Origin of the sequence: Nonomuraea fuscirosea (assembly GCF_003001935.1) — a bacterium.
GTDB classification, from domain to species: Bacteria; Actinomycetota; Actinomycetes; order Streptosporangiales; family Streptosporangiaceae; genus Nonomuraea; species Nonomuraea fuscirosea.
Map to the genome: position 1 here is coordinate 357,377 of NZ_PVNG01000008.1, position 19,874 is coordinate 377,250.

At 71.6% G+C, this 19,874-nt stretch carries 15 protein-coding genes; 6 read left to right on the forward strand and 9 right to left on the reverse strand.

The genetic code is table 11. The features are described from left to right. Positions 1 to 35: 35 nt before the first annotated feature. Entirely contained in the window at positions 36 to 1,061 is a 1,026-nt protein-coding gene (gene purM, locus B0I32_RS20890; RefSeq protein ID WP_106241779.1) for a phosphoribosylformylglycinamidine cyclo-ligase, read from the reverse strand. Continuing rightward, complete coding sequence (purF, locus tag B0I32_RS20895; protein WP_106241782.1) at positions 1,058 to 2,494, reverse strand: amidophosphoribosyltransferase; 1,437 nt, start codon at positions 2,492 to 2,494, stop codon at positions 1,058 to 1,060. The genes purM and purF overlap by 4 nt, the downstream gene beginning before the upstream one ends. A 198-nt stretch (positions 2,495 to 2,692) precedes the next feature. Between purF and B0I32_RS20900 the strand changes: the two genes are divergently transcribed. Further along, positions 2,693 to 3,703, forward strand: a complete 1,011-nt coding sequence (locus B0I32_RS20900) for a DUF4190 domain-containing protein (protein WP_106241785.1) — start codon at positions 2,693 to 2,695, stop codon at positions 3,701 to 3,703. Between the two features lie 34 nt (positions 3,704 to 3,737). Here the strand turns inward: B0I32_RS20900 and B0I32_RS20905 are convergent, their stop codons facing one another. After that, the gene (locus B0I32_RS20905) at positions 3,738 to 4,160 is read right to left on the reverse strand and encodes a sterol carrier family protein (protein WP_106241787.1); all 423 of its coding nucleotides are present in this window, start codon (positions 4,158 to 4,160) and stop codon (positions 3,738 to 3,740) included. A 129-nt stretch (positions 4,161 to 4,289) separates the two neighbouring features. Here B0I32_RS20905 and B0I32_RS20910 point away from each other — a divergent pair, with 129 nt between their 5' ends. Further along, a complete protein-coding gene (locus B0I32_RS20910; protein WP_106241790.1) occupies positions 4,290 to 6,365 on the forward strand; it encodes a PhoX family protein in 2,076 nt (691 codons plus the stop codon). 34 nt (positions 6,366 to 6,399) lie between these two features. Next, positions 6,400 to 8,280 (forward strand): ABC transporter ATP-binding protein, encoded by a 1,881-nt coding sequence (locus B0I32_RS20915; RefSeq protein WP_106241792.1) that lies wholly within the window; start codon positions 6,400 to 6,402, stop codon positions 8,278 to 8,280. Here B0I32_RS20915 and B0I32_RS20920 read toward each other — a convergent pair. Beyond that, positions 8,241 to 9,653: a DHA2 family efflux MFS transporter permease subunit gene (locus B0I32_RS20920; protein WP_106241794.1), complete on the reverse strand. Its 1,413-nt coding sequence runs from the start codon at positions 9,651 to 9,653 to the stop codon at positions 8,241 to 8,243. The two genes, B0I32_RS20915 and B0I32_RS20920, sit on opposite strands and share 40 nt — an antisense overlap. 72 nt (positions 9,654 to 9,725) lie before the next feature. Between B0I32_RS20920 and B0I32_RS20925 the strand changes: the two genes are divergently transcribed. Then, positions 9,726 to 10,370 carry a TetR/AcrR family transcriptional regulator gene (locus tag B0I32_RS20925; protein ID WP_106241797.1) on the forward strand — a complete coding sequence of 215 codons (645 nt, stop codon included), beginning with the start codon at positions 9,726 to 9,728 and terminating at the stop codon, positions 10,368 to 10,370. A 10-nt stretch (positions 10,371 to 10,380) separates the two neighbouring features. Beyond that, complete coding sequence (locus B0I32_RS20930) at positions 10,381 to 11,130, forward strand: methylenetetrahydrofolate reductase (protein ID WP_219911917.1); 750 nt, start codon at positions 10,381 to 10,383, stop codon at positions 11,128 to 11,130. Positions 11,131 to 11,204: 74 nt separating this feature from the next. On the opposite strand, the gene B0I32_RS20935 is transcribed toward B0I32_RS20930, so the two are convergent. From B0I32_RS20935 to B0I32_RS20945, 3 genes are read right to left on the reverse strand one after another with little or no spacing between them, the layout of a single operon-like run. Then, complete coding sequence (locus tag B0I32_RS20935) at positions 11,205 to 12,647, reverse strand: MFS transporter (protein ID WP_106241801.1); 1,443 nt, start codon at positions 12,645 to 12,647, stop codon at positions 11,205 to 11,207. Positions 12,648 to 12,692: 45 nt separating this feature from the next. Next, positions 12,693 to 13,355 carry a Crp/Fnr family transcriptional regulator gene (locus B0I32_RS20940; protein ID WP_106241803.1) on the reverse strand — a complete coding sequence of 221 codons (663 nt, stop codon included), beginning with the start codon at positions 13,353 to 13,355 and terminating at the stop codon, positions 12,693 to 12,695. Positions 13,356 to 13,388: 33 nt separating this feature from the next. After that, positions 13,389 to 15,413, reverse strand: a complete 2,025-nt coding sequence (locus B0I32_RS20945; RefSeq protein ID WP_245955934.1) for an adenylate/guanylate cyclase domain-containing protein — start codon at positions 15,411 to 15,413, stop codon at positions 13,389 to 13,391. Positions 15,414 to 15,608: 195 nt separating this feature from the next. On the opposite strand from B0I32_RS20945, the gene B0I32_RS58870 reads away from it, so the two are divergent. Beyond that, positions 15,609 to 16,529, forward strand: a complete 921-nt coding sequence (locus B0I32_RS58870; protein WP_219911918.1) for a collagen-like domain-containing protein — start codon at positions 15,609 to 15,611, stop codon at positions 16,527 to 16,529. Between the two features lie 260 nt (positions 16,530 to 16,789). Here the strand turns inward: B0I32_RS58870 and purL are convergent, their stop codons facing one another. Together purL and purQ are read right to left on the reverse strand one after the other, a co-directional pair. Continuing rightward, entirely contained in the window at positions 16,790 to 19,114 is a 2,325-nt protein-coding gene (gene purL, locus B0I32_RS20955; RefSeq protein ID WP_106241939.1) for a phosphoribosylformylglycinamidine synthase subunit PurL, read from the reverse strand. 20 nt (positions 19,115 to 19,134) lie between these two features. After that, entirely contained in the window at positions 19,135 to 19,818 is a 684-nt protein-coding gene (gene purQ / locus B0I32_RS20960; RefSeq protein ID WP_106241806.1) for a phosphoribosylformylglycinamidine synthase subunit PurQ, read from the reverse strand. Positions 19,819 to 19,874 lie beyond the last annotated feature (56 nt).

Below are 19,874 nucleotides of genomic sequence, written 5' to 3' on the forward strand. Positions count from 1 at the left end.
GCCGTGGCGTGCACCCCGGCTCCGTGCGGACGGCGTCAGCGGTAGCGGGCCTGGCCGGTGCCGGGCACGATCTCACCCAGCACCCACGCGTCCAGCCCGCGGCCGGCCAGCAGCCTGATCGCCGCGTCGGCGACGTCGGGGGCCACGACGGCCGCCATGCCGATCCCGAGGTTGAACGTGCGGTCCATGTCCCGCTGGGCGATCTTCCCGTGCCCGGCCAGCACCCCGAAGACCGCGGGTGGCGTCCAGGACGAGCGGTCGAGCAGCGCGTCGAGGCCGGCCGGCAGCGACCTGGACAGGTTGTTCTCGATCCCGCCGCCGGTGATGTGCGCGTAGGCGTGCACGTCGACCGCGCGGGCCAGCTCCAGGCAGTCGAGCGAGTAGATCCGCGTCGGCTCCAGCAGCTCCTCTCCCAGCGGCCGGTCCAGCTCGGGCAGCACGGTGTCGAGCGAGAGCGAAGCCTCGCGCAGCACGTGACGCACCAGCGAGTAGCCGTTGGAGTGGACGCCCGACGAGGCCAGCGCCAGCACCACGTCACCGGCCGCCACGCGGTCGGGGCCGAGCATGGCCGCCGCCTCCACGACGCCGGTGCCCGCGCCCGCCAGGTCGTACTCGTCCGGGCCCATCGCCCCCGGGTGCTCGGCCGTCTCGCCGCCCACCAGCGCGGCCCCGGCCAGCCGGCAGCCCTCGGCCACGCCGCCGACGATCTCGGCGACGCGCTCGGGCACCAGCTTGCCGCAGGCGATGTAGTCGGTCATGAACAGCGGCTCGGCCCCGCAGACCACCAGGTCGTCGAGGACCATGCCGACCAGGTCGATGCCGATCGTGTCGTGCTTGCCGTACCGCTGGGCGATCATGACCTTGGTGCCGACGCCGTCGGTCGAGCTGGCCAGCAGCGGACGCCGGTAGCGCAGCAGCGCGGAGGCGTCGAAGAGCCCGGCGAAGCCGCTGGCGTCGTCGACCACCTCCGGCCGCCGCGAGCGCGCCACCTTGTCCTTCATCAGGGCCACGGCCCGCTCGCCCGCCTCGATGTCGACCCCGGCGGCCTCGTAGGTGCTCACGCCTTGCTCTCCAACACGAACTTGCCCACGTTGTCCTGGTCGATCGGGATCGGATAGGTGCCGTCGAAGCAGGCCCTGCACAGGCGCTCGGACGGGATGGTGGTGGCCTTGGTCAGGCCCTCCAGGGAGATGTAGCCGAGCGAGTCGGCCCCCAGGGAGGCCCTGATCTCCTCGACCGACAGCGAGCCCGCGATCAGCTCCGCCCTGGTGGCGAAGTCGATGCCGTAGAAGCACGGCCACTGCACGGGCGGGGAGGAGATGCGTACGTGCACCTCACGCGCTCCCGCCTCGCGCAGCATCTTGACGATGGCCCGCTGGGTGTTGCCGCGCACGATCGAGTCGTCCACGACCACCAGCCGCTTGCCCTCGACGACCTCGCGCAGCGGGTTGAGCTTGAGCCGGATGCCGAGCTGGCGGATGGTCTGCGACGGCTGGATGAACGTGCGGCCCACGTAGGAGTTCTTCACCAGGCCCTGGCCGTAGGGGATGCCGCTCTCCTCGGCGTAGCCCACGGCGGCGGGCGTGCCGGACTCGGGCGTCGGGATGACCAGGTCGGCCTCGACCGGGTGCTCGCGGGCCAGCACGCGGCCCACCTCGACCCGGGTGACCTGCACGCCGCGCCCGGCGATGGTGGTGTCGGGGCGGGCGAGGTAGACGTACTCGAACAGGCAGCCCTTGGGCTCGGCCAGCGCGAAGCGGCGCGACCTGACGCCGCGCTCGTCGATGGTGAGCATCTCGCCCGGCTCGACCTCGCGCACGAACGTGGCGCCGACGATGTCGAGCGCCGCCGTCTCGGAGGCCACCACCCAGCCGCGCTCCAGGCGGCCGAGGACCAGCGGGCGGATGCCCTGCGGGTCGCGGGCGGCGTAAAGGGTCTTCTCGTCCATGAAGACCAGCGTGTAAGCGCCCTTGACCTGCGGGAGCAGCTCGGCGGCCGCGTCTTCGACGGAACGGGTGCGGTCCTGCGCGAGCAGCGTGGTCAGGACCTCGGTGTCGGTGGTCGCGCGGATGGAGCCGGGCTCAAGCCGCTGGGCCAGCTCCGGGGTGTTGATCAGGTTGCCGTTGTGGGCCAGCGCGAGCCCGCCCACGTCGGTCGAGCTCAGCGTGGGCTGCGCGTTCTCCCACACACTGGATCCGGTGGTGGAGTAGCGGCAGTGACCGATCGCCAGGTGGCCGCGCAGGGTGCTGAGCACCGACTCGTCGAAGACCTGGGCCACCAGGCCCATGTCCTTGTAGACGAGAATGCGGCTGCCCTCGCTGGCCGCGATGCCCGCGGACTCCTGCCCGCGGTGCTGCAACGCGTACAGCCCGTAGTAGGTGAGTTTGGAAACTTCCTCGCCCGGAGCCCAGACGCCGAAGACGCCACAGGCGTCTTTAGGTGCGCGGTCGTGGGGGTCCAGGTCATGGCCGAGCCGGCCGTCGCCCTTCAGCACATGCCTCAGTCTAGGTCGGCGGCTTCCGTGCTCGCACACCCGGGGCCGATATCGGGGCCCCTGGGCCGCCTCCGACCTGGAACTTTGGCACATGGTGGCCCAAGGTTGGGCACGGTATTACCGTGTCGCGCGGTTTAGCGGACCGCTTCCGCGAAAGGGTGAAGTATCCGGCATGCTGACCCGGCGGGAGACGCAGACGTGAGCACACCTGGGGACCCGAACGAGCCCCGCCAGGGGCAGGACCCGCGCGAAGGCCGCCACGACGAGGGCGAGCCCGCGTGGTGGAACGAGGGCATGCCGCCGCAGGAGCCGTCCAGGGGCGGTGAACGGAGCGAGGGCAGGCCGCCGGAGGAGCCGTCCCGTGGTGACGAGCCGTCCAGGGGCGGCGAGCCGGCGCAGGGGGAGGAGCCGCGGCCGGGCGGAGAGCCGATCGCGCCCAGGCCGCCGGTGGCGCCGCGGCCGGACGCGCCGGAGCCCGACACGCCGCCGGTGCACGAGCCCCGGCCGGGCGACGGGCCGTCCCATCCCGATCTGCCCACCTCGCCGGAGACCCCGCCGCCCGCCGCGGGCGCGGACGCCGAGTCGACCCAGGTGTTCCCGGTGCCCGGCGCGACCCCGTCCTATCCGGGCTGGAGCGGCACCCCGCACGAGGAGGAGCCGCCGCCCAGGCAGGCGCCCTCACGCTACGAGCAGAGCCCCTCCCAGGACCCCTCCCAGGGCCCGTCGTACGGCGGGCAGGAGGCCCCGCCGGCGTACCAGGGCGGGACGGCACGGGAGCAGGACCAGCCCGTGCCCGGCACGATGCCCTCCAGCCCGTACGGCGGCCCGCCCGGCTACCCGCCACCCCCCGGATCCCCCTACGGCGCCCAGCCGTCCCCGTACGGCGGATACCAGCAGCCGGCCCCCGGCAGCGGCCTGGCCACCGCCTCGCTCGTCCTGGGAGTGGCCAGCCCGTTCCTGGTCTTCGTCTGCTTCACCGGCCTCATCACGGCCATCCTGTCGATCGTCTTCGGCTGCGTGGCCCTGGTCAGGCACGTCGGCAGGGGCCGCGCCATCGCCGGCATCGTGATCAGCGTCCTGTCGCTGATCCTGTTCGCGATCGTGGCCATCTGGTTCTGGAACGTGGTGCAGGAGTGCGCCCACCTGCCGGGCCAGCTCGCCGACCGCTGCTTCGAGTCGAAGTTCCCCTGGATGAACGGCAGCCGTTAGAGCGGCGGCTGCGCCGGCAGGTCGGCCCGCGCCGTCAGAGCGGCAGGTGCGCCGACAGGTCGGCGCGCGCCCCGCTGGCGGAGATCGCGCCTTTGGCCATGGCCTCGTCCCAGGTCAGCCGGCCGAGGGCGAGCTCGATCCAGGTCCGCCCGTCGGTCTCGACCACGTTCGGCGGGGTGCCGCGGGTGTGGCGGGGCCCCGCGACGGCCTGGACGGCCGCGTAGGGGGGCACGCGCACCTCGACGGTGCGGCCCGGCGCGGCCGTCGCCAGTCTGTCGAGCAGGTGGCGCACGGCCTGCCTGGCCGCCTCACGTTCCGGCCGCAGCCCCCGGTCGTAGGCGGCCAGCACGGCGGCCACGAGCGCGCCGGGCAGGGCGGACGCCGGGCCGTCGTAGGGCGGCTCGTCCAGGGCGACGAGCTGGGCGTCGAGGGCCGATCTCAGCTTTTCCGGATCCATCTTCCGTGGTGGCACCCCACCATTGTCTCCCGGGAAGCGTTCATCGAGACGGAGGTCGTCGTTCACCTCCGGTTTCGACAGTGGCCGTAGCGTCCCCGCCGTACAACTGCGCACATTCATGGAGGACCTGTGGCGAACCCCAACGCGGGACGGCGGCTGCTGCCGTTGCTGTCCGCTCCGCACCAAGGTGGCCGATCCGCGCTGACGTGTCAGTTCCGCTGCGGCAACGCGTGCGCGCATGAGGTGGCCAACACCACCGCCAACGCCTACTTCGGCGACGTGGTGCGTGAGGCGCTGTCGCGGCGCGGCGTGCTGCGGGCCGGCGCGCTCGGCGCCCTCGTGGCCGGCGCGGGAGTGGCGGGGGTGGCGGGCGCGGGCGTCCCGGCCTTCGCGGACGAGCCGGGGGAGGCCGCCGCCAGAGGCGGGGGGCACGGCGGCGGCGACCTCCGCTTCACCCCGGTGCCGCCGAACAAGGACGACAAGCTGAGCATCCCGGACGGTTACCGTTCCTCCGTGGTGGTGCGCTGGGGCGACCCGGTGCTGCCCGGCGCGCCGGAGTTCGACTTCGACGCCCAGAGCGCCGACGCGCAGAGCAAGCAGTTCGGCTACAACTGCGACTACGTGACGCTGCTGCCCATGGGCAGGGACCGGGCGCTGCTCTGGGTGAACCACGAGTACACCGACGAGAGCCTGATGTTCCGCGGCTACACCGGCGGCGCGGAGGCGACCGAGGAGCAGATCAGGATCGGGCTGGCCGCGCACGGCGGCTCGGTCGTGGAGATCGAGCGCTCCGGCGGCAAGGGCGAGTGGAAGCTGGTCACCAGGGGCCGCCGCCGCTACAACCGGCGCATCACGGCTCAGACGAAGATGCGCTTCAGCGGCGCGGCGGCCGGGCACGCCCTGCTCAGGACGGCGGCCGACCCCAAGGGCGTCAGCCCCGTCGGCATGCTGAACAACTGCTCGGGCGGCACCACTCCGTGGGGCACGGTGCTGACCGCCGAGGAGAACTTCGACCAGTACTTCATCAACGGTGACAAGGTGCCGGCGGCGCAGAAGCCGTACATCACCCGCTACACCATCCAGACCGGCGTCCCGTCGAGCAGCCGCAGGTTCGACCGCGTCGAGGAGCGCTTCGACCTGGCCAAGCACCCGAACGAGGCCAACAGGTTCGGGTGGATCGTCGAGATCGACCCGTTCGACCCCGACTCCACGCCGGTCAAGCGCACCGCGCTCGGCCGGTTCAAGCACGAGGCCGCCAACACCACGCTGGCCCGTGACGGCCGCCTGGTCGTCTACATGGGCGACGACTCGCGCTACGAGTACGTCTACAAGTTCGTCTCCAAGGAGCGCTACAAGCCCGGTTTCGACCGGCACAACCGCACGCTGCTGGACGAGGGCACCCTGTACGTGGCCAAGTTCACCGGCGACAGCCCGGCCGCCGAGATCGACGGCTCCGGCAAGGCGCCCGCCGACGGCGAGTTCGACGGCTCGGGCGAGTGGATCCCGCTGGTCTCGGGCGACAGGTCGTACGTGGACGGCATGTCCGCCGCCGAGGTGCTCGTCCACACCCGTTCGGCCGCCGACAAGGTGGGCGCGACCAAGATGGACCGCCCCGAGGACATCGAGCGCAACCCGGTCACCGGCGGCGTGTACGTGGCCCTGACCAACAACACCAACCGCACCGCGGCCGAGGCCGACGAGGCCAACCCGCGTTCGGCGAACAAGCACGGCCACGTCCTGGAGATCGTGGAGCGGCGCGGCGACGCCGGCGAGAAGAGGTTCGCCTGGTCGATCCCGCTGGTCTGCGGCGACCCGGACGACCCCGCCACCTACTTCGCCGGCTACAACAAGAGCGAGGTCTCGCCGATCTCCTGCCCGGACAACGTCACGTTCGACAAGGACGGCAACCTCTGGATCTCCACGGACGGCAACGCGCTGGGCGCGAACGACGGCCTGTTCGTGATGCCGGTCAAGGGCAGGGAGCGCGGCCACCTGCGCCAGTTCCTCACCGTGCCGGTCGGCGCCGAGACCTGCGGCCCGCTCGTCACGGCGGACCAGCGCAGCGTCTTCGTGGCGGTGCAGCACCCGGGCGAGACCGACGGAGCGAGCCCGGACGCGCCGAGCAGCCACTGGCCCGACGGCGACCAGCCGCGCCCCTCGGTCGCGGTGGTCTGGCACGGGCAGGGCAAGAAGATCGGCGGTTGACCTCAGCTTAACTTGAGGTCATAGGGTCCATGCCATGAGCATGGAAATGACCGCCTGGCACCAGCTGTACTCGATGAACAACCAGCAGCAGCGCCGCAGCGTCTCCAGGGAGACGCTGCGGCGCATCGGCGGCTTCGCCCGCCCGCACCGCCGCAGGCTGGCCTGGTTCCTGGTGCTCAGCGTCGTGACGGCGGGCCTGGCGGTGGGCGCGCCGCTGCTCGCGGGCCGGGTGGTCGACGCCATCTTCACCGGCGAGCCGCTTCAGGTGGTCGTCACGGTGGCGCTGGCGATCGCCGCCCTGGCCGTCGCCGAGGCCGGTCTCGGGCTGGTGAACCGGTGGCTATCGGCGGGCCTGGGCGAGAGCCTCATCCTCGACCTGCGCACGGCCGTCTTCGACCACGTGCAGAAGATGCCGATCGCGTTCTTCACCAGGACCCGCACCGGCGCGCTGGTCAGCCGGCTCAACAACGACGTGATCGGCGCCCAGCGGGCCTTCACCGACACGCTGTCGGGCGTGGCGGGCAACGTCGTGACGCTCGTGCTGACGCTGATCGCGATGATCGGCATCTCCTGGCAGATCACCCTGCTCGCGCTGCTGCTCCTGCCCGTCTTCGTGCTGCCGGCCCGGCGGATGGGCACCAGGATCGCCCGGCTGCGACGCGAGGCGGCCGACCACAACGCGGCCATGGGCACGCAGATGACCGAGCGCTTCTCCGCGCCGGGCGCGACGCTGGTCAAGCTGTTCGGCCGGCCCGCGCACGAGTCGGCCGAGTTCGCGAGCAGGGCCCGCCGGGTGCGCGACATCGGGGTGCGCTCGGCGATGACCCAGTCGGCCTTCGTCACCGCGCTGACGCTGGTGTCCGCGCTGGCCCTGGCCCTCGTGTACGGCCTGGGCGGCTTCTACGCCCTGCGCGGCCAGCTCGCCCCCGGCGCCCTGGTGTCGATGGCCATGCTGCTCACCCGCCTCTACGCGCCCCTGACCGCGCTGGCCAGCGCCCGCGTGGACGTCATGAGCGCGTTCGTCAGCTTCGAGCGCGTCTTCGAGGTGCTCGACCTCAAGCCGCTCATCCAGGAGCGGCCGGACGCCCGCGAGGTGCCGGAGGGCCCGGTGTCGGTCGAGTTCGACGACGTGCGCTTCGCCTACCCCTCGGCCGACAAGGTCTCGCTCGCCTCGCTGGAGGAGGTCGCCACGCTCGACACGCGCGGCGGCGAGGAGGTGCTGCACGGCGTCTCGTTCCGGGCCGAGCCCGGTCAGATGGTGGCGCTGGTCGGCTCGTCGGGAGCGGGCAAGTCCACGATCGCGCAACTGCTGCCCCGCCTGTACGACGTCGACTCGGGCGCGGTCCGGCTCGGCGGGGTGGACGTCCGCGACCTGAGCGCCGACTCCATCCGCGACACGCTCGGCATGGTCACCCAGGACGGCCACCTGTTCCACGAGACCATCCGCGCCAACCTGCTGCTGGCCAGGCCCGAGGCGAGCGAGGAGGAGATCTGGGACGCGCTCTCCCGCGCCCGCCTGGCCGCCCTCATCGAGTCGCTGCCCGACGGGCTCGACACGGTCGTCGGCGAGCGCGGCTACCGGCTGTCGGGCGGCGAGCGCCAGCGCCTGACGATCGCCCGGCTGCTGCTGGCCAGGCCCAGGGTGGTGATCCTGGACGAGGCCACGGCGGCGCTCGACTCGACTTCGGAGGCGGCCGTGCAGGCGGCGCTGGGCGAGGCGGTGGCCGGCCGGACCGCCGTGGTGATCGCGCACCGGCTCTCCACGATCAGGGCCGCCGACGTCATCCTCGTCATCGAGGACGGCCGGGTGGTCGAGCGCGGCACGCACGCCGAACTGCTCGCCGCCGGCGGCCGTTACGAGGAGCTCCACCACACTCAGTTCGAGGACCCCACGGTGACGGGGGCGGCGGCCTGAGGCTCGTCCGGCTCGGCCGGGTCGCGCAGCGAGTAGAGCGCGATCGGGATCGCCGCCACCACCACGGCGGCCGCGATGACGAGCGTGAACTGGTAGGCGTCCAGGAAGGAGGGCAGCGGCGGCAGGTCGCTGCCGCTCTGCCTGGAGCTGAGGAACGCGCCCAGCACGGTGATGCCGAGCAGCCCGAAGACCTCGCGGGAGACGTTGAGCACGCCCGAGGCCACCCCGGCGCGGGTCTTGGGCATGCCGCCGAGCACGGCGGAGGTCAGCGGGACGAGCAGGCCGCCGCCGAGGCCGTACAGGAGGAACCAGGGGGCGACGTCGGCGAAGCCGCCGTCGGCGCCGACGCGGGAGATCAGGAAGATCGCCGCTCCCATGAGCGCCATCCCGAGCGCCACCGTGCGGCCGATGCCGAGCGCGGCGCTGATCCGCTGCGACAGGAGCGCGACCACGGCCATGGTCAGCGCCATCGGCACGAACGACGCGCCCGCCTGGGTGGGGGTGAAGCCGAGCACGTTCTGCAGCCACAGGGCGCTGAAGAAGTAGATCCCGAACACCCCGAACGACCAGATCCCGCTCGTCAGCAGCCCGCCGCTGAACACCCGTGACCTGAACAGCGACACCGCCACCATCGGCTCCGCCGCGCGCGACTCGGCCAGCACGAACGCCACGGCCGCGAGCACGAACACGCCTGCCGCGGCCAGGATCTCGGGGGAGGTCCAGCCGGCGCTCTCGCCCTCGATGAGCGCGTACGTCAGCGCGAACAGCGCCACCGCCGAGGTGACCAGGCCGGGCACGTCGAGGTGGTGGCGCACCCGCTCGAACGCGGGCCTGACCGCCCACAGCGCCAGCCCCGCCGTCACCACGCCGATGGGGACGTTGACCAGGTAGATCCAGCCCCAGTGCAGGTTCTCGCTGATGAAGCCGCCCACGACCGGCCCGAGCGCCATCGACAGCGCCCCCGCCATGCTCCAGACGCCCACGGCCCGGCCGCGCTCGGCGGGGTCGGGGAAGATCTGGCTGATCAGCGCGAGCGCGGTGGGGGTGAGCAGGGCCGCGCCGACTCCCTGGACGGCTCGCGCCGCGATCAGCATGCCGCCCGAGGTGGCGAGGCCGGCCGCCAGTGAGGCCAGGGTGAAGACGGCCAGGCCGCCGAGGAAGACCCGGCGGGCGCCGTACACGTCGGCCAGCCGCCCGCCGACGAGCATGAGGCCGGCGAAGACCAGGATGTACGAGCTGACGATCCACTCCAGCCCCGAGATCGTCAGCCCCAGGTCGCGCTGGATCGTGGGCAGGGCGACGTTGCCCACGTTGTTGTCCAGGTAGGTCATGAAGGTGCCCAGAGTCACCGCGGCCAGGGCCCACCATCGCATGGGATCTCCTCCTATACAGCGTACTTGTACGTCGTACAGTTGAACTTGTACGTCGTATAGTTGTCAACCGTGATGGGAAAACTGACCGCGCGGGCGATCGCGGAGCGGGCCCTGGAGATCGGCGACGCCGAGGGCCTCGAAGCCGTGACGATCCGCCGCCTGGCCACCGACCTCGGCGTGACTCCGATGGCCCTCTACTGGCACTTCAAGAACAAGGAGCAACTGCTCGTCGGCATGGCCGACCACCTGATCGGCGGCTTCGCGCCCAAGCCCGCCGACGAACGCCCCTGGCAGGACCAGCTCCGCGACCTGATCGAGGGCCTGATCAGGACGCTGCGCACCCACCCCTGCGCCAAGAGCGTGATCGAGCAGATCGACCCGGTCGAGGTGGAGCACTTCCTGGTGGTCTGGGACCGCGCACTAGGGCTGGCCCGCACGGCCGGCTTCAGCGTGGACGAAAGCTGCCTGATCACCAAATATCTGCTGCAGAGCGCCATCGCCATCGCGGACGCGCCCGTCCACGTCCGGGCCGACTGCAACTGGGAGGAGCAGGTGCGGATCAAGCAGGTGGGCCTTTCGTCACTGCCCGTGCAGCGCTACCCCCACCTGGTGGAGAGCGCCGGCGCGCTGGCCGGGGGGACGCCTCCCGGCCTGTACGACACCTTCGGCGTCGACCTCGTCCTGTCCGGCATCGAGTCGCTGGCCGCCAGGCGTTAGGGTCATGATCGTGACCTTCGAGCTGATCTGCGAGATCGAACCTCCGACCAAGCCCGATCTGAAGCACGTCAGGCACCAGATCGGCACGATGAGCACGATCGCCCACTCGTTCCTCATCCCCGACAACCACATCGGCCGCGCCACGGTCTCCAGCGTGGCCGTCGCCCACGAGGTCGAGTCCATGGGCGGGCGCGGCATCGCCTGCCTCAACTCGCGCGACCGCAACCTGCTCGGCTTCCGCCGTGACCTGCTCACGGCGGCGGCGTACGGGGTCGAGCGGTTCCTGTTCGTCTACGGCGACAAGCCGACGAGCGGCAACCGCACCAGCGATCTGACGGTGCGCTCGATGATCGCCGAGGCGCGCGAGTTCTCGCCCGGCTTCCGCGTGGGCGCCGCCGCCGCGCTGCGCCCGCTGCCCGCCTGGAAGCGCTCGGCCGACTTCCTGTTCAGCCAGGTCAGCTACTCGGTCGAGGCGCAGGTGCGCTGGCGCGAAGAACACCCCGCCGACCTGCCCGTCTACGCCGGCGTCATGGTCCTGGCCAGCGAACGGCACGCCCGCACCCTGGCCGCCGCCATCCCCGACATCGCCCTGCCGGAAGACCTGGTACGCCGCGTGGCCGCCGACCGCATGGCCGGCGTGGAGGCGGCCTGCGAACAGGTCCTCGCCCTGCGCGACTCAGGCGCCTTCGCCGGCGTCCACCTCATCCCGGTCTCCCGCTACCGCGACGTCGAATCCAGACTGGCCCCGGCCCTCAAGTAGCCCCTTTGACGCGGTCTCCATGGCCGCGTCGGTGCGCATCCTGAGCCATCCCATGGCCTCAGTGCCACACAGCGTCAGCGACGCGGTGACCGGGCCAGGGCGGCGAGGACGGTGCCGGTGAGGGCGACGGCGAACAGGACGCCGTACGCGCGCTGGAACCCGTCCATCAGCTGTCCCACCGCCACCGGCGAGAGGGTGGACAGGGTGCCCGCGTACACCTGCGCCCGCAGAGCCGGGCCCACCGACGCGGTCAGGACGCTGAGGGACAGGCCGACGCTGATCACGATGCCGACGTTCATCACCATCACCCGGAAGCCGTTGACCACCCCCAGGCTGTCGGCCGGCAGCGCCCGCATGACCTGCGTGGTGTTCCCGGTCAGGAACGTTCCGCTGCCGCAGCCGGCCACGAACAGCCCGCCCCCGATCACCCAGTACGGCGTCGCCGGATCGGCCGCCAGCGCCAGCACGCCGAGCCCGGCCGCGCTCATCGCCGCCCCCACGATCGACAGCGCGTACGGCGACACCCGCCGCCCCAGCATGCCCACGACGGGCGAGGCCAGGCCGATCCCGACCGGCACCGGCAGCACGCTCAGCCCCGCCGCGAACGCGTCCAGGCCCTTGGCCGCCTGGAAGTACAGCGCCACGACCAGGATCAGCGCGGAACGGGCCAGCGCGTTGCAGAAGGAGGCCAGGTTCGCGCAGGCCAGCAGCCGCCCGCCGAAGAGCCGCAGATCCAGCACCGGACTGGGCGAGCGCCGCCCGGTGAGGACGATGAGCGGCACCAGCAGCACGAAGAGGCCCGCCCCGATCAGGAACACGGGGCTGGACAGCCCGCTGGAGCCCGCCTCCGACAGGGCCAGCAGCAGCGCCGACAGTGCGGCGAACACCAGCACGTTGCCCAGCGCGTCCACCGGCGCCTTCGGCCGCCTGGGCATCTTGCGCAACAGCCCCGCCCCCACGCCGAGCGCGATCAGCCCGGCGGGCACGTTCAGCCAGAAGATCCACTGCCAGCCGGCCGTCTCCGCGATCAGCCCGCCCAGCGTGGGCCCCGCGAGCTGGGCCACCGACAGCGTGCCGATGTAGACGCCCATGCCCTGGCTGAGCCGGTCGGGCGGGAAGGCGTCGGTGATGATCACGGTGCCGTTCGCCAGGATCATGGCCGCGCCGATCGCCTGTAAGGCACGGGTCCCGATGAGGAACCACACGTCCGGCGACAGCCCCGCCAGCAGCGAGGCGAGCGTGAACAGGGCGAACCCCGTCAGATAGACCTCACGCCGGCCGAGCAGGTCCGCCACGCGGCCGAAGAACACCAGGCTCGCCGTGTTGACCAGCAGGAACGCCAGCAGGATCCAGGTCGACTCCAGCGCGTTCGCCCCGAAGTGCCGCACGACCGTCGGGAGCGCCACGTTGAGCGTGCTGCCGGCCACGCCGATCAGGACGATGCCCAGGCTGGTGACCGCGCACACGCGCCAGGCGTAACGCAGGCGAGTGTCGTCCTGGGGGGTGACGGCGGCCATGCCCTCCACTATGACGTACGACGTACGTCCGATTTGTACCAGGGGTCACCTGGCTCGCTTGCGCAACCCCTCAAGATCGTGGATCACCACGCGCCGCCTGCCGGTCTCGATCAGGCCCCGGTCGCGCAGCGTCCGCAGCGCCTTGCTGACCGCCTCGCGGGAGGCGCCGGTCCAGCCGGCCAGCTCGTCCTGCGACAGGGGCAGCGCGACGCGCACGCCGCTGTTGGTCTTCTCGCCGTAGCGTTCCGCCAGTTCGAGCAGCCGGGTGGCGACCCGCCCCGTGGTGTCGAACGCGCCGTACTCGATCCGCTTCCTGTCGGCGTCGCGCAGCCGCCCGCTGACGAGCTTCATGAGCAGCACCGCCACGCGCCCGTGGGCCTCCAGGAACGTGGAGAAGTCGCGCACCACGATGCCGGAGATCGGCTCCAGCGCGGTCACGGTGGTCGAGCGGGGGGATCCGTCGATGGCCGAGAGCTCGCCGAGCAGCGCCCCGGGACCGCGGACGGCCAGCACCACCTCGGTGCCGCCGCTGGTGTGGGAGGAGCACTTGACCCGGCCCTCCATCAGCAGGAGCACCCAGTCGGACGTGTCGCCCTCGGTCATGATGGTGGTGCCCCGATCCCAGCGCCGCGGCCGGCCGGCCGAACGCAGGGCGTCGACCTCCTCCGGGGTCAGCATGGAAAGAAATTCACCGGGCTCTGGATCCATGCGCCTGATTATGTCGGTACCGCTATCACCGTTCTATGTCATTTCGGTCAGAACATAGGCCTCGACGAGCTCTTCCTTGCCCTTGAGGCTGAGCCTTCCCAGCGGCGTCACCGAAACGTCATCGCCCAGTTGCCGCAGCGTCGTCTCGCCGATCACGACCGTGCCGGGCTCGGCCACGCCCTGGAGCCTGGCGGCCACATTGACGCAGTCGCCCATCGCGTTGAAGCCGCGCAGCTCCGGGCTGCCGATGTTGCCGACGAGCGCGGGACCGGTGTTGACGCCCACCCGGAACGTCGGCCACTCGATGTCGTCCTCCCGCTTCCACGACATCTCCTCGGCGATCTCGGACGCGGCCCGCTGCATCGCCAGCGCGGCCTTGCAGGCGGAACGCGCGTGCCCGGTCTGCGTCGCCGGCGCGTTGAACAGGGCCAGCAGCGCGTCACCGACGAACTGCACGATCGTGCCGCCGTTGTCGAGGATGCACGGCACCGCGGCCGTGTGGTAGCGGTTGAGCATCTCGACGATCTCGCCCGGCGTGACCTTCTCCGAGAACGTGGTGAAGCCCTTGAGGTCGGCGAAGAGCGCGGTCAGCTCCTTCAGCTCGCCGCCCAGCGCCGCCTGCCGCGGGTCGGCGAGCAGCGCGTGCGCCACGTCGGGCGACATGTACTGGTGGAAGAGCGTGTGCAGCTCCTGGTAGAGGCGGGCGTTCTCCAGCGAGATGGACAACTGCCCGGCCAGCGTGGCGGCCAGCGCCTCGTCCTGGTTGGTCCGCCCGATCGGCACCTCCAGCACGCCCGCCAGGTTGCCCTTGACGGTCAGCGGAAAGGCCAGCAGCTGGTCACGCTTGATCGGGTTGCCGTCGGCGAACTGGTAGTCGCGCGAGCCGATCTGGGTCCTGCCGTCGGCCACCAGCGCGATCTTGACGTCGCCGTACGCCTGCCGCACCCGTTCGAGCGAGGAGGTCAGCAACTGGTCCTCCGGCAGCCCGATCCTGGTCTGCGCGCTCACCGACACCAGCGCGGCCAGCCGCTCCGACAGCGCCCGCTCGTTGGCCAGCGCCTCGCCCGCCCGGTCGAGCACCGCGGCCTGGCCCTCGTTGAGCCGGAACTTGCCCGACAGCCGGGTCGCGGCCAGCGGCTCGCCCTTGCGTACGTGCTCGACCATCTCCTCCAGCGCCTTGTCGTAGTCGCGCTGGATGCGCCGCACGGTCGCCGACAGCGCCACCGAGTCGAACAGCCCCGCGCTCGACCCCTCCCGCCGGAACTGCAGGTAAGAGCTGTAGGCCACGAAGACGAAGGCGAACACCAGCAGAACGTGCCATTCCCACCAGGACAGGTGCCAGTTGAGCTGCGACATGCCCGCGATCATCGACTCGGCCAGCAGCGCGTAGGCGGTGATCAGGCTGATCAGCATGGCCGACGGCCGCCGCCGGTGGAGCAGGAACATCATCACGCTGGCCGCCGCGTACAGCAGCAGCCCCGGCACCGACGCCCACGCCAGCCAGGACATCGGTGACTCCAGCGGCGGCTCGCTGAGCGAGGTCAGGCCGGGCACGAGCGAGATCACGCCCCAGAGCACCATGATGCCGACGAGCGCGGCGCGCACGAAGTGCTGCGCGCCCAGCACCGTCTTGGCCTGCTGCTCGCCGAGCGGCAGCGCGGAGGCGAACGCGAACAGCGCCGCGATCGACAGCCCCACCTGCTGGCCGATGTCGAACCCGGCGGAACCGGATTCGAGGATCACCTTGGGGGTGGACAGCCCGTGCAGGAAGAAGAACCCGGCGCTGGTCAGGAAGACCATCGAGACCAGGAACAGCCGCGCGTCCTGGCGCCGGCGCGAGGCCTCGCTGATGAGGCCGCCGAGCACGACGTTGACCCCGGCCACCAGGATGATCATCCAGAAGTGGCTGGCGTTGTGCTGCCAGGGGACGTTGAGGTGGGGCTGGGCGAGCAGGAGCCAGAGCCCGAGCATGGGCACGACGAGGTGGATTCCCCACACCACGCCGCGCACGGGCTGGGTGGCGGGCGGGAGATAGGACGCGGGAGCGGGGGTTGGCACAGACCGATTATCCACGCCCGATCGCTGTCGCGACTGCGTCGTTTTACTCACCACGGTCGCCGACAAATCGTCAACATCGTCAGTAACCCTCTGTTCTGTGATCAATACGTTACGTAATCACTGTCATCCATTGGAACGTTTGATGCGTGAATCTCATGCATCCCATGCGCATCACCGGACCCTCTGGAGGGAATCGTGCCTAGCCAGGTTCGCCGCGGACGTACGCTCACGCTCGCCACCATGGGGGCACTCGCCGCCTCGCTGCTCGCCACGGGCGGCGTCGCCACCGCCTCGTCCGCCGTCTCCGCCGCCGTCCCGGCGGGTGCCGCGGCCGGCACGGTAGTCGCCTGCGTGCACCGGAAGTCGCGTTACGCCCGCATCGTCAACGCCACGGCCAAGTGCAGGAAGACCGAGGTGCGCGTGCTCATCGGCGGGGGTGGCACGTCCACGACCGTCGAGACGGGCAGCCAGGGCCCGGCGGGCCCCGAGGGTCCCGCGGGCCCGCAGGGGGCGCAGGGCGTCAAGGGCGACCGTGGCATGCCCGGACGTCCCGGACGGCCCGGCCCGCAGGGCAAGCAGGGCGTGGCAGGCCCTCAGGGCCCGCAAGGACCGCAGGGCGAGCAGGGTCCCAAGGGCGAACAGGGCTCCAAGGGCGAACAGGGGCCGAAGGGCGACCAGGGCGTCAAAGGTGAGCAGGGCGAGCCGGGCAAGCAGGGCACCCAGGGCGAGCCGGGCAGGCCCGGCACCCCGGGCCCGAAGGGCGATCGCGGCCCGCAGGGCCCCAAGGGCGACACCGGGCAGCGCGGCCCGCAGGGACCCCAGGGCCCGAAGGGCGAGCCCGGCGGCGGCGCGGCCTACACCACCTACGTCGTCACCGATCGCTTCAACGGCAACTCCGGCACGGCGACCTGCAAGAAGGGCGACGCCGTGACCGGCGGCGGCTTCCAGGTGGACTCGCGCTACCAGGTGACCAGCAGCATGCCCACGAGCGGCGGCTGGTCGGTCGCCGTCACCAAGGCCGACTTCAAGACCGCCGACGGCCAGGCCGGCTCGCAGACGTCGGGCGGTGGCAGCGGCGGTGGCACGGTCTACGCCGTCTGCCTGGAGAAGAAGTAACGACCACGCCGGCAGGCGTCCAAGCGCCTCACGACCAGAAGGAAGGGGCCCGCACGTGCGCGTGCCGCCCGCCGGACACAGGCCGGCACCCAGGTGCTGTGGGTGGCGGCCGTCGGACGGTGGCAGGCACAAGTGGTGACCGTCGGACAGGCGCATGACGCCCGTCAGGCGGGCGCCGGCACGTGCGGGATTGCGGTCGTGGGTGACAGGGCCGGTACGGATCTCCGTACCGGCCCTGGAAATCGCCTCTGAAAGGGACCTCAGCCGAACAGCGCCGGCAGCGCCGCCGTGTGCGTCTCCCGCAGCTCCTCGACGGGAACCTCGAACACGTCCTTGACCACCAGCGCGTTCCCGCCGGTCGTCCCGAGCCCGTAGCAGGGCACGTCGTGCCGCCCGCACAGCGAGGCGAACTCGGCGTAGGCCTCGGGCCGCACCGCGACGAGCGCCCGCGACGCCGACTCGCTGAACAGGTCGGTGAAGGCGTCACCGGTCAGCTCCACCGTCGCCCCGACGCCCCGCGCCAGGCAGGACTCGGCCAGCGCGACGGCCAGCCCGCCGTCCGACAGGTCGTGAGAGCCGGCCAGCAGCCCGCGCCGGGCCGCCTCGACCAGCACGGTGGCCAGCGCCTTCTCCGCCTCCAGGTCGGCCTGGGGCGGCAGCCCGCCCAGGTGGCGGTGCGCGACGTGCGCCCATTCGGAGCCGCCGAACTCGTCACGGGTGTCGCCCAGCAGCACGACGCGCAGCCCCTCGGCGACGAACCCCGTCGGCACCCGCGCGGCCACGTCGTCGATCACGCCGAGCACGCCCACGACCGGCGTCGGGTGGATGGCGGTCGAGCCCGTCTGGTTGTAGAAGGAGACGTTTCCGCCGGTCACCGGCACGCCCAGGGTCCGGCAGGCGTCGGCGAGCCCGCGCGTGGCCTCCGCGAACTGCCACATGACCTCGGGGTCCTCGGGGGAGCCGAAGTTGAGGCAGTTGGTCACGGCCAGCGGATTGGCGCCGGTCACGGCCACGTTGCGGTAGGCCTCGGCGAGCGCGAGCTGCGCCCCCGCGTACGGGTCGAGCTTGGCGTAGCGCCCGTTGCCGTCGGTGGCGAGGGCGATGCCCCGTGTCGTCGGCTCGGCGTGTTCGATGGTCGCGCCCGCTTCGGCATCCGTTGGCGTCGCAGGCTCGCTCTCTCCTGCCGAGCTCCTGCGCTCCGGCTCGATGACCTCGGAGATCCGCAGCATGCCCGCGTCGGCCGGTTGCGCCAGCACGGTGTTGGAGCGGACATAGCGGTCGTACTGGTTGGTCACCCACTCCTTGGAGGCCAGGTTGGGCGAGCCGAGCAGCTTGAGCAGCGTCTCGCGCAGGTCGCCGGGCCGCTCCAGCCGGTCGGGGGTGTCGGCGTTGAGCGCGGCCTGCCCGGCGGGCTCGTGGAAGGGCCGCTCGTAGACCGGGCCATCGTCGGCCGCGGTGCCCGGCGGGATGTCCACGATGACCTCGCCGTCCCAGGTCATGACCAGGCGGCCGGTGTCGGTGACCTCGCCGATGACGGCGGCGGGCACGTCCCACCGCCGGCAGATCGCCATGAACGCGGGGATGTCGTCGGGCCGGACCACGGCCATCATCCGCTCCTGCGACTCGCTCATGAGGATCTCCTCGGGCCTGAGCGAGGGGTCGCGGAGCGGGACCAGGTTGAGGTCGACGGTCATGCCGCCGGTGCCCTTGGCGGCCAGCTCGGTGGTGGCGCAGGAGACGCCGGCCGCGCCGAGGTCCTGGATGCCCACGACGACGTCGGCCGCGTAGAGCTCAAGGCAGCACTCGATGAGCAGCTTCTCCATGAACGGGTCGCCCACCTGCACGGCCGGCCGCTTGGCCTGTGACTCGTCCTCGAACGTGGCGCTCGCCAGCACCGAGGCGCCGCCGATGCCGTCGGGGCCGGTGGACGCGCCGAACAGCACGACCTTGTTGCCAGGCCCGGGAGCGGTGGCGAGCTTGATCTGGTCCTTGCGCAGCAGGCCCACGCACAGGGCGTTGACCAGCGGGTTGCCGAGGTAGCAGGGGTCGAAGACGACCTCGCCGCCGATGTTGGGCAGGCCCAGGCAGTTGCCGTAGCTGCTGATGCCCTCGACCACGCCGGGCAGCACCCTGCGGGTGTCGACGGCGTCGGCGGCGCCGAAGCGCAGCGCGTCCATGACGGCGATCGGGCGCGCGCCCATCGACATGATGTCGCGCACGATCCCGCCGACGCCGGTGGCCGCACCTTGGTGCGGCTCCACGTAGGAGGGGTGGTTGTGCGACTCGATCTTGAACGTGGCCGCCCAGCCGTCGCCGATGTCGACCACGCCGGCGTTCTCCCCCATGCCCACCAGCAGCGCCTCGGACGCGGGCGCCTTGGTGGCGAACTGCCGCAGATGCACCTTGGAGGACTTGTACGAGCAGTGCTCGGACCACATGACGCTGTAGATGGCCAGCTCGGAGCCGGTGGGACGGCGACCCAGGATCGCCTTGACCCGGTCGTACTCGTCGGACTTCATCCCCAGCTCGGCGAAGGGCATCGGCTCGTCGGGGGTTTCCGCGGCCCGCTTCACGCTGTCGGCCATGTGCCTGCCGGCTCCCTCGCTCACGTGTTCACCAGATTCTTCAGGATGGAGGTGAAGAAGCCCAGACCGTCGGTGCTCGGGGCCCCGACCAGCTCTTCGACGGCGTGCTCCGGGTGCGGCATGAGGCCGACCACGTTGCCCGCCTCGTTGCGGATGCCGGCGATGTCGTTGAGCGAGCCGTTGGGGTTGCCGCCCACGTAGCGGAAGACCACGTGACCGCCCGCCTCCAGCGCGGCGAGCGTCTCGTCGGAGGCCACGTAGCGGCCCTCGCCGTGCTTGACCGGCAGCAGGATCTCCTGGCCGGACGCGAACGAGTTGGTCCACGCGGTCGCGGTCTGCTCGACCCTGACCAGCTGGTCGCGGCAGACGTAGTGCAGCGAGGCGTTACGGGTCAGCGCGCCGGGCAGCAGATGGGCCTCGCACAGGATCTGGAACCCGTTGCACGTGCCGATCACCGGCAGCCCCGCCTTCGCGGCGGGAACGAGCTCGTCCATGAGCGGCGCGAAGCGCGAGATGGCCCCGCAGCGCAGGTAGTCGCCGTAGGAGAAGCCACCGGGCAGGAAGACGGCGTCGACTCCCTTCAGGTCGTGGTCGGCGTGCCACAGCGGAACCGCCTGCGCGCCGGCGAGGCGCACGGCTCTGGCGGCGTCCTGGTCGTCGAGAGTCCCTGGAAACGTGACAACGCCCACACGGGCAGCGCTCATGACAGTCGTCCCCTCCGGAGGAATGCGCGCGCCACCGTCCGATCGGGGTGGACGGC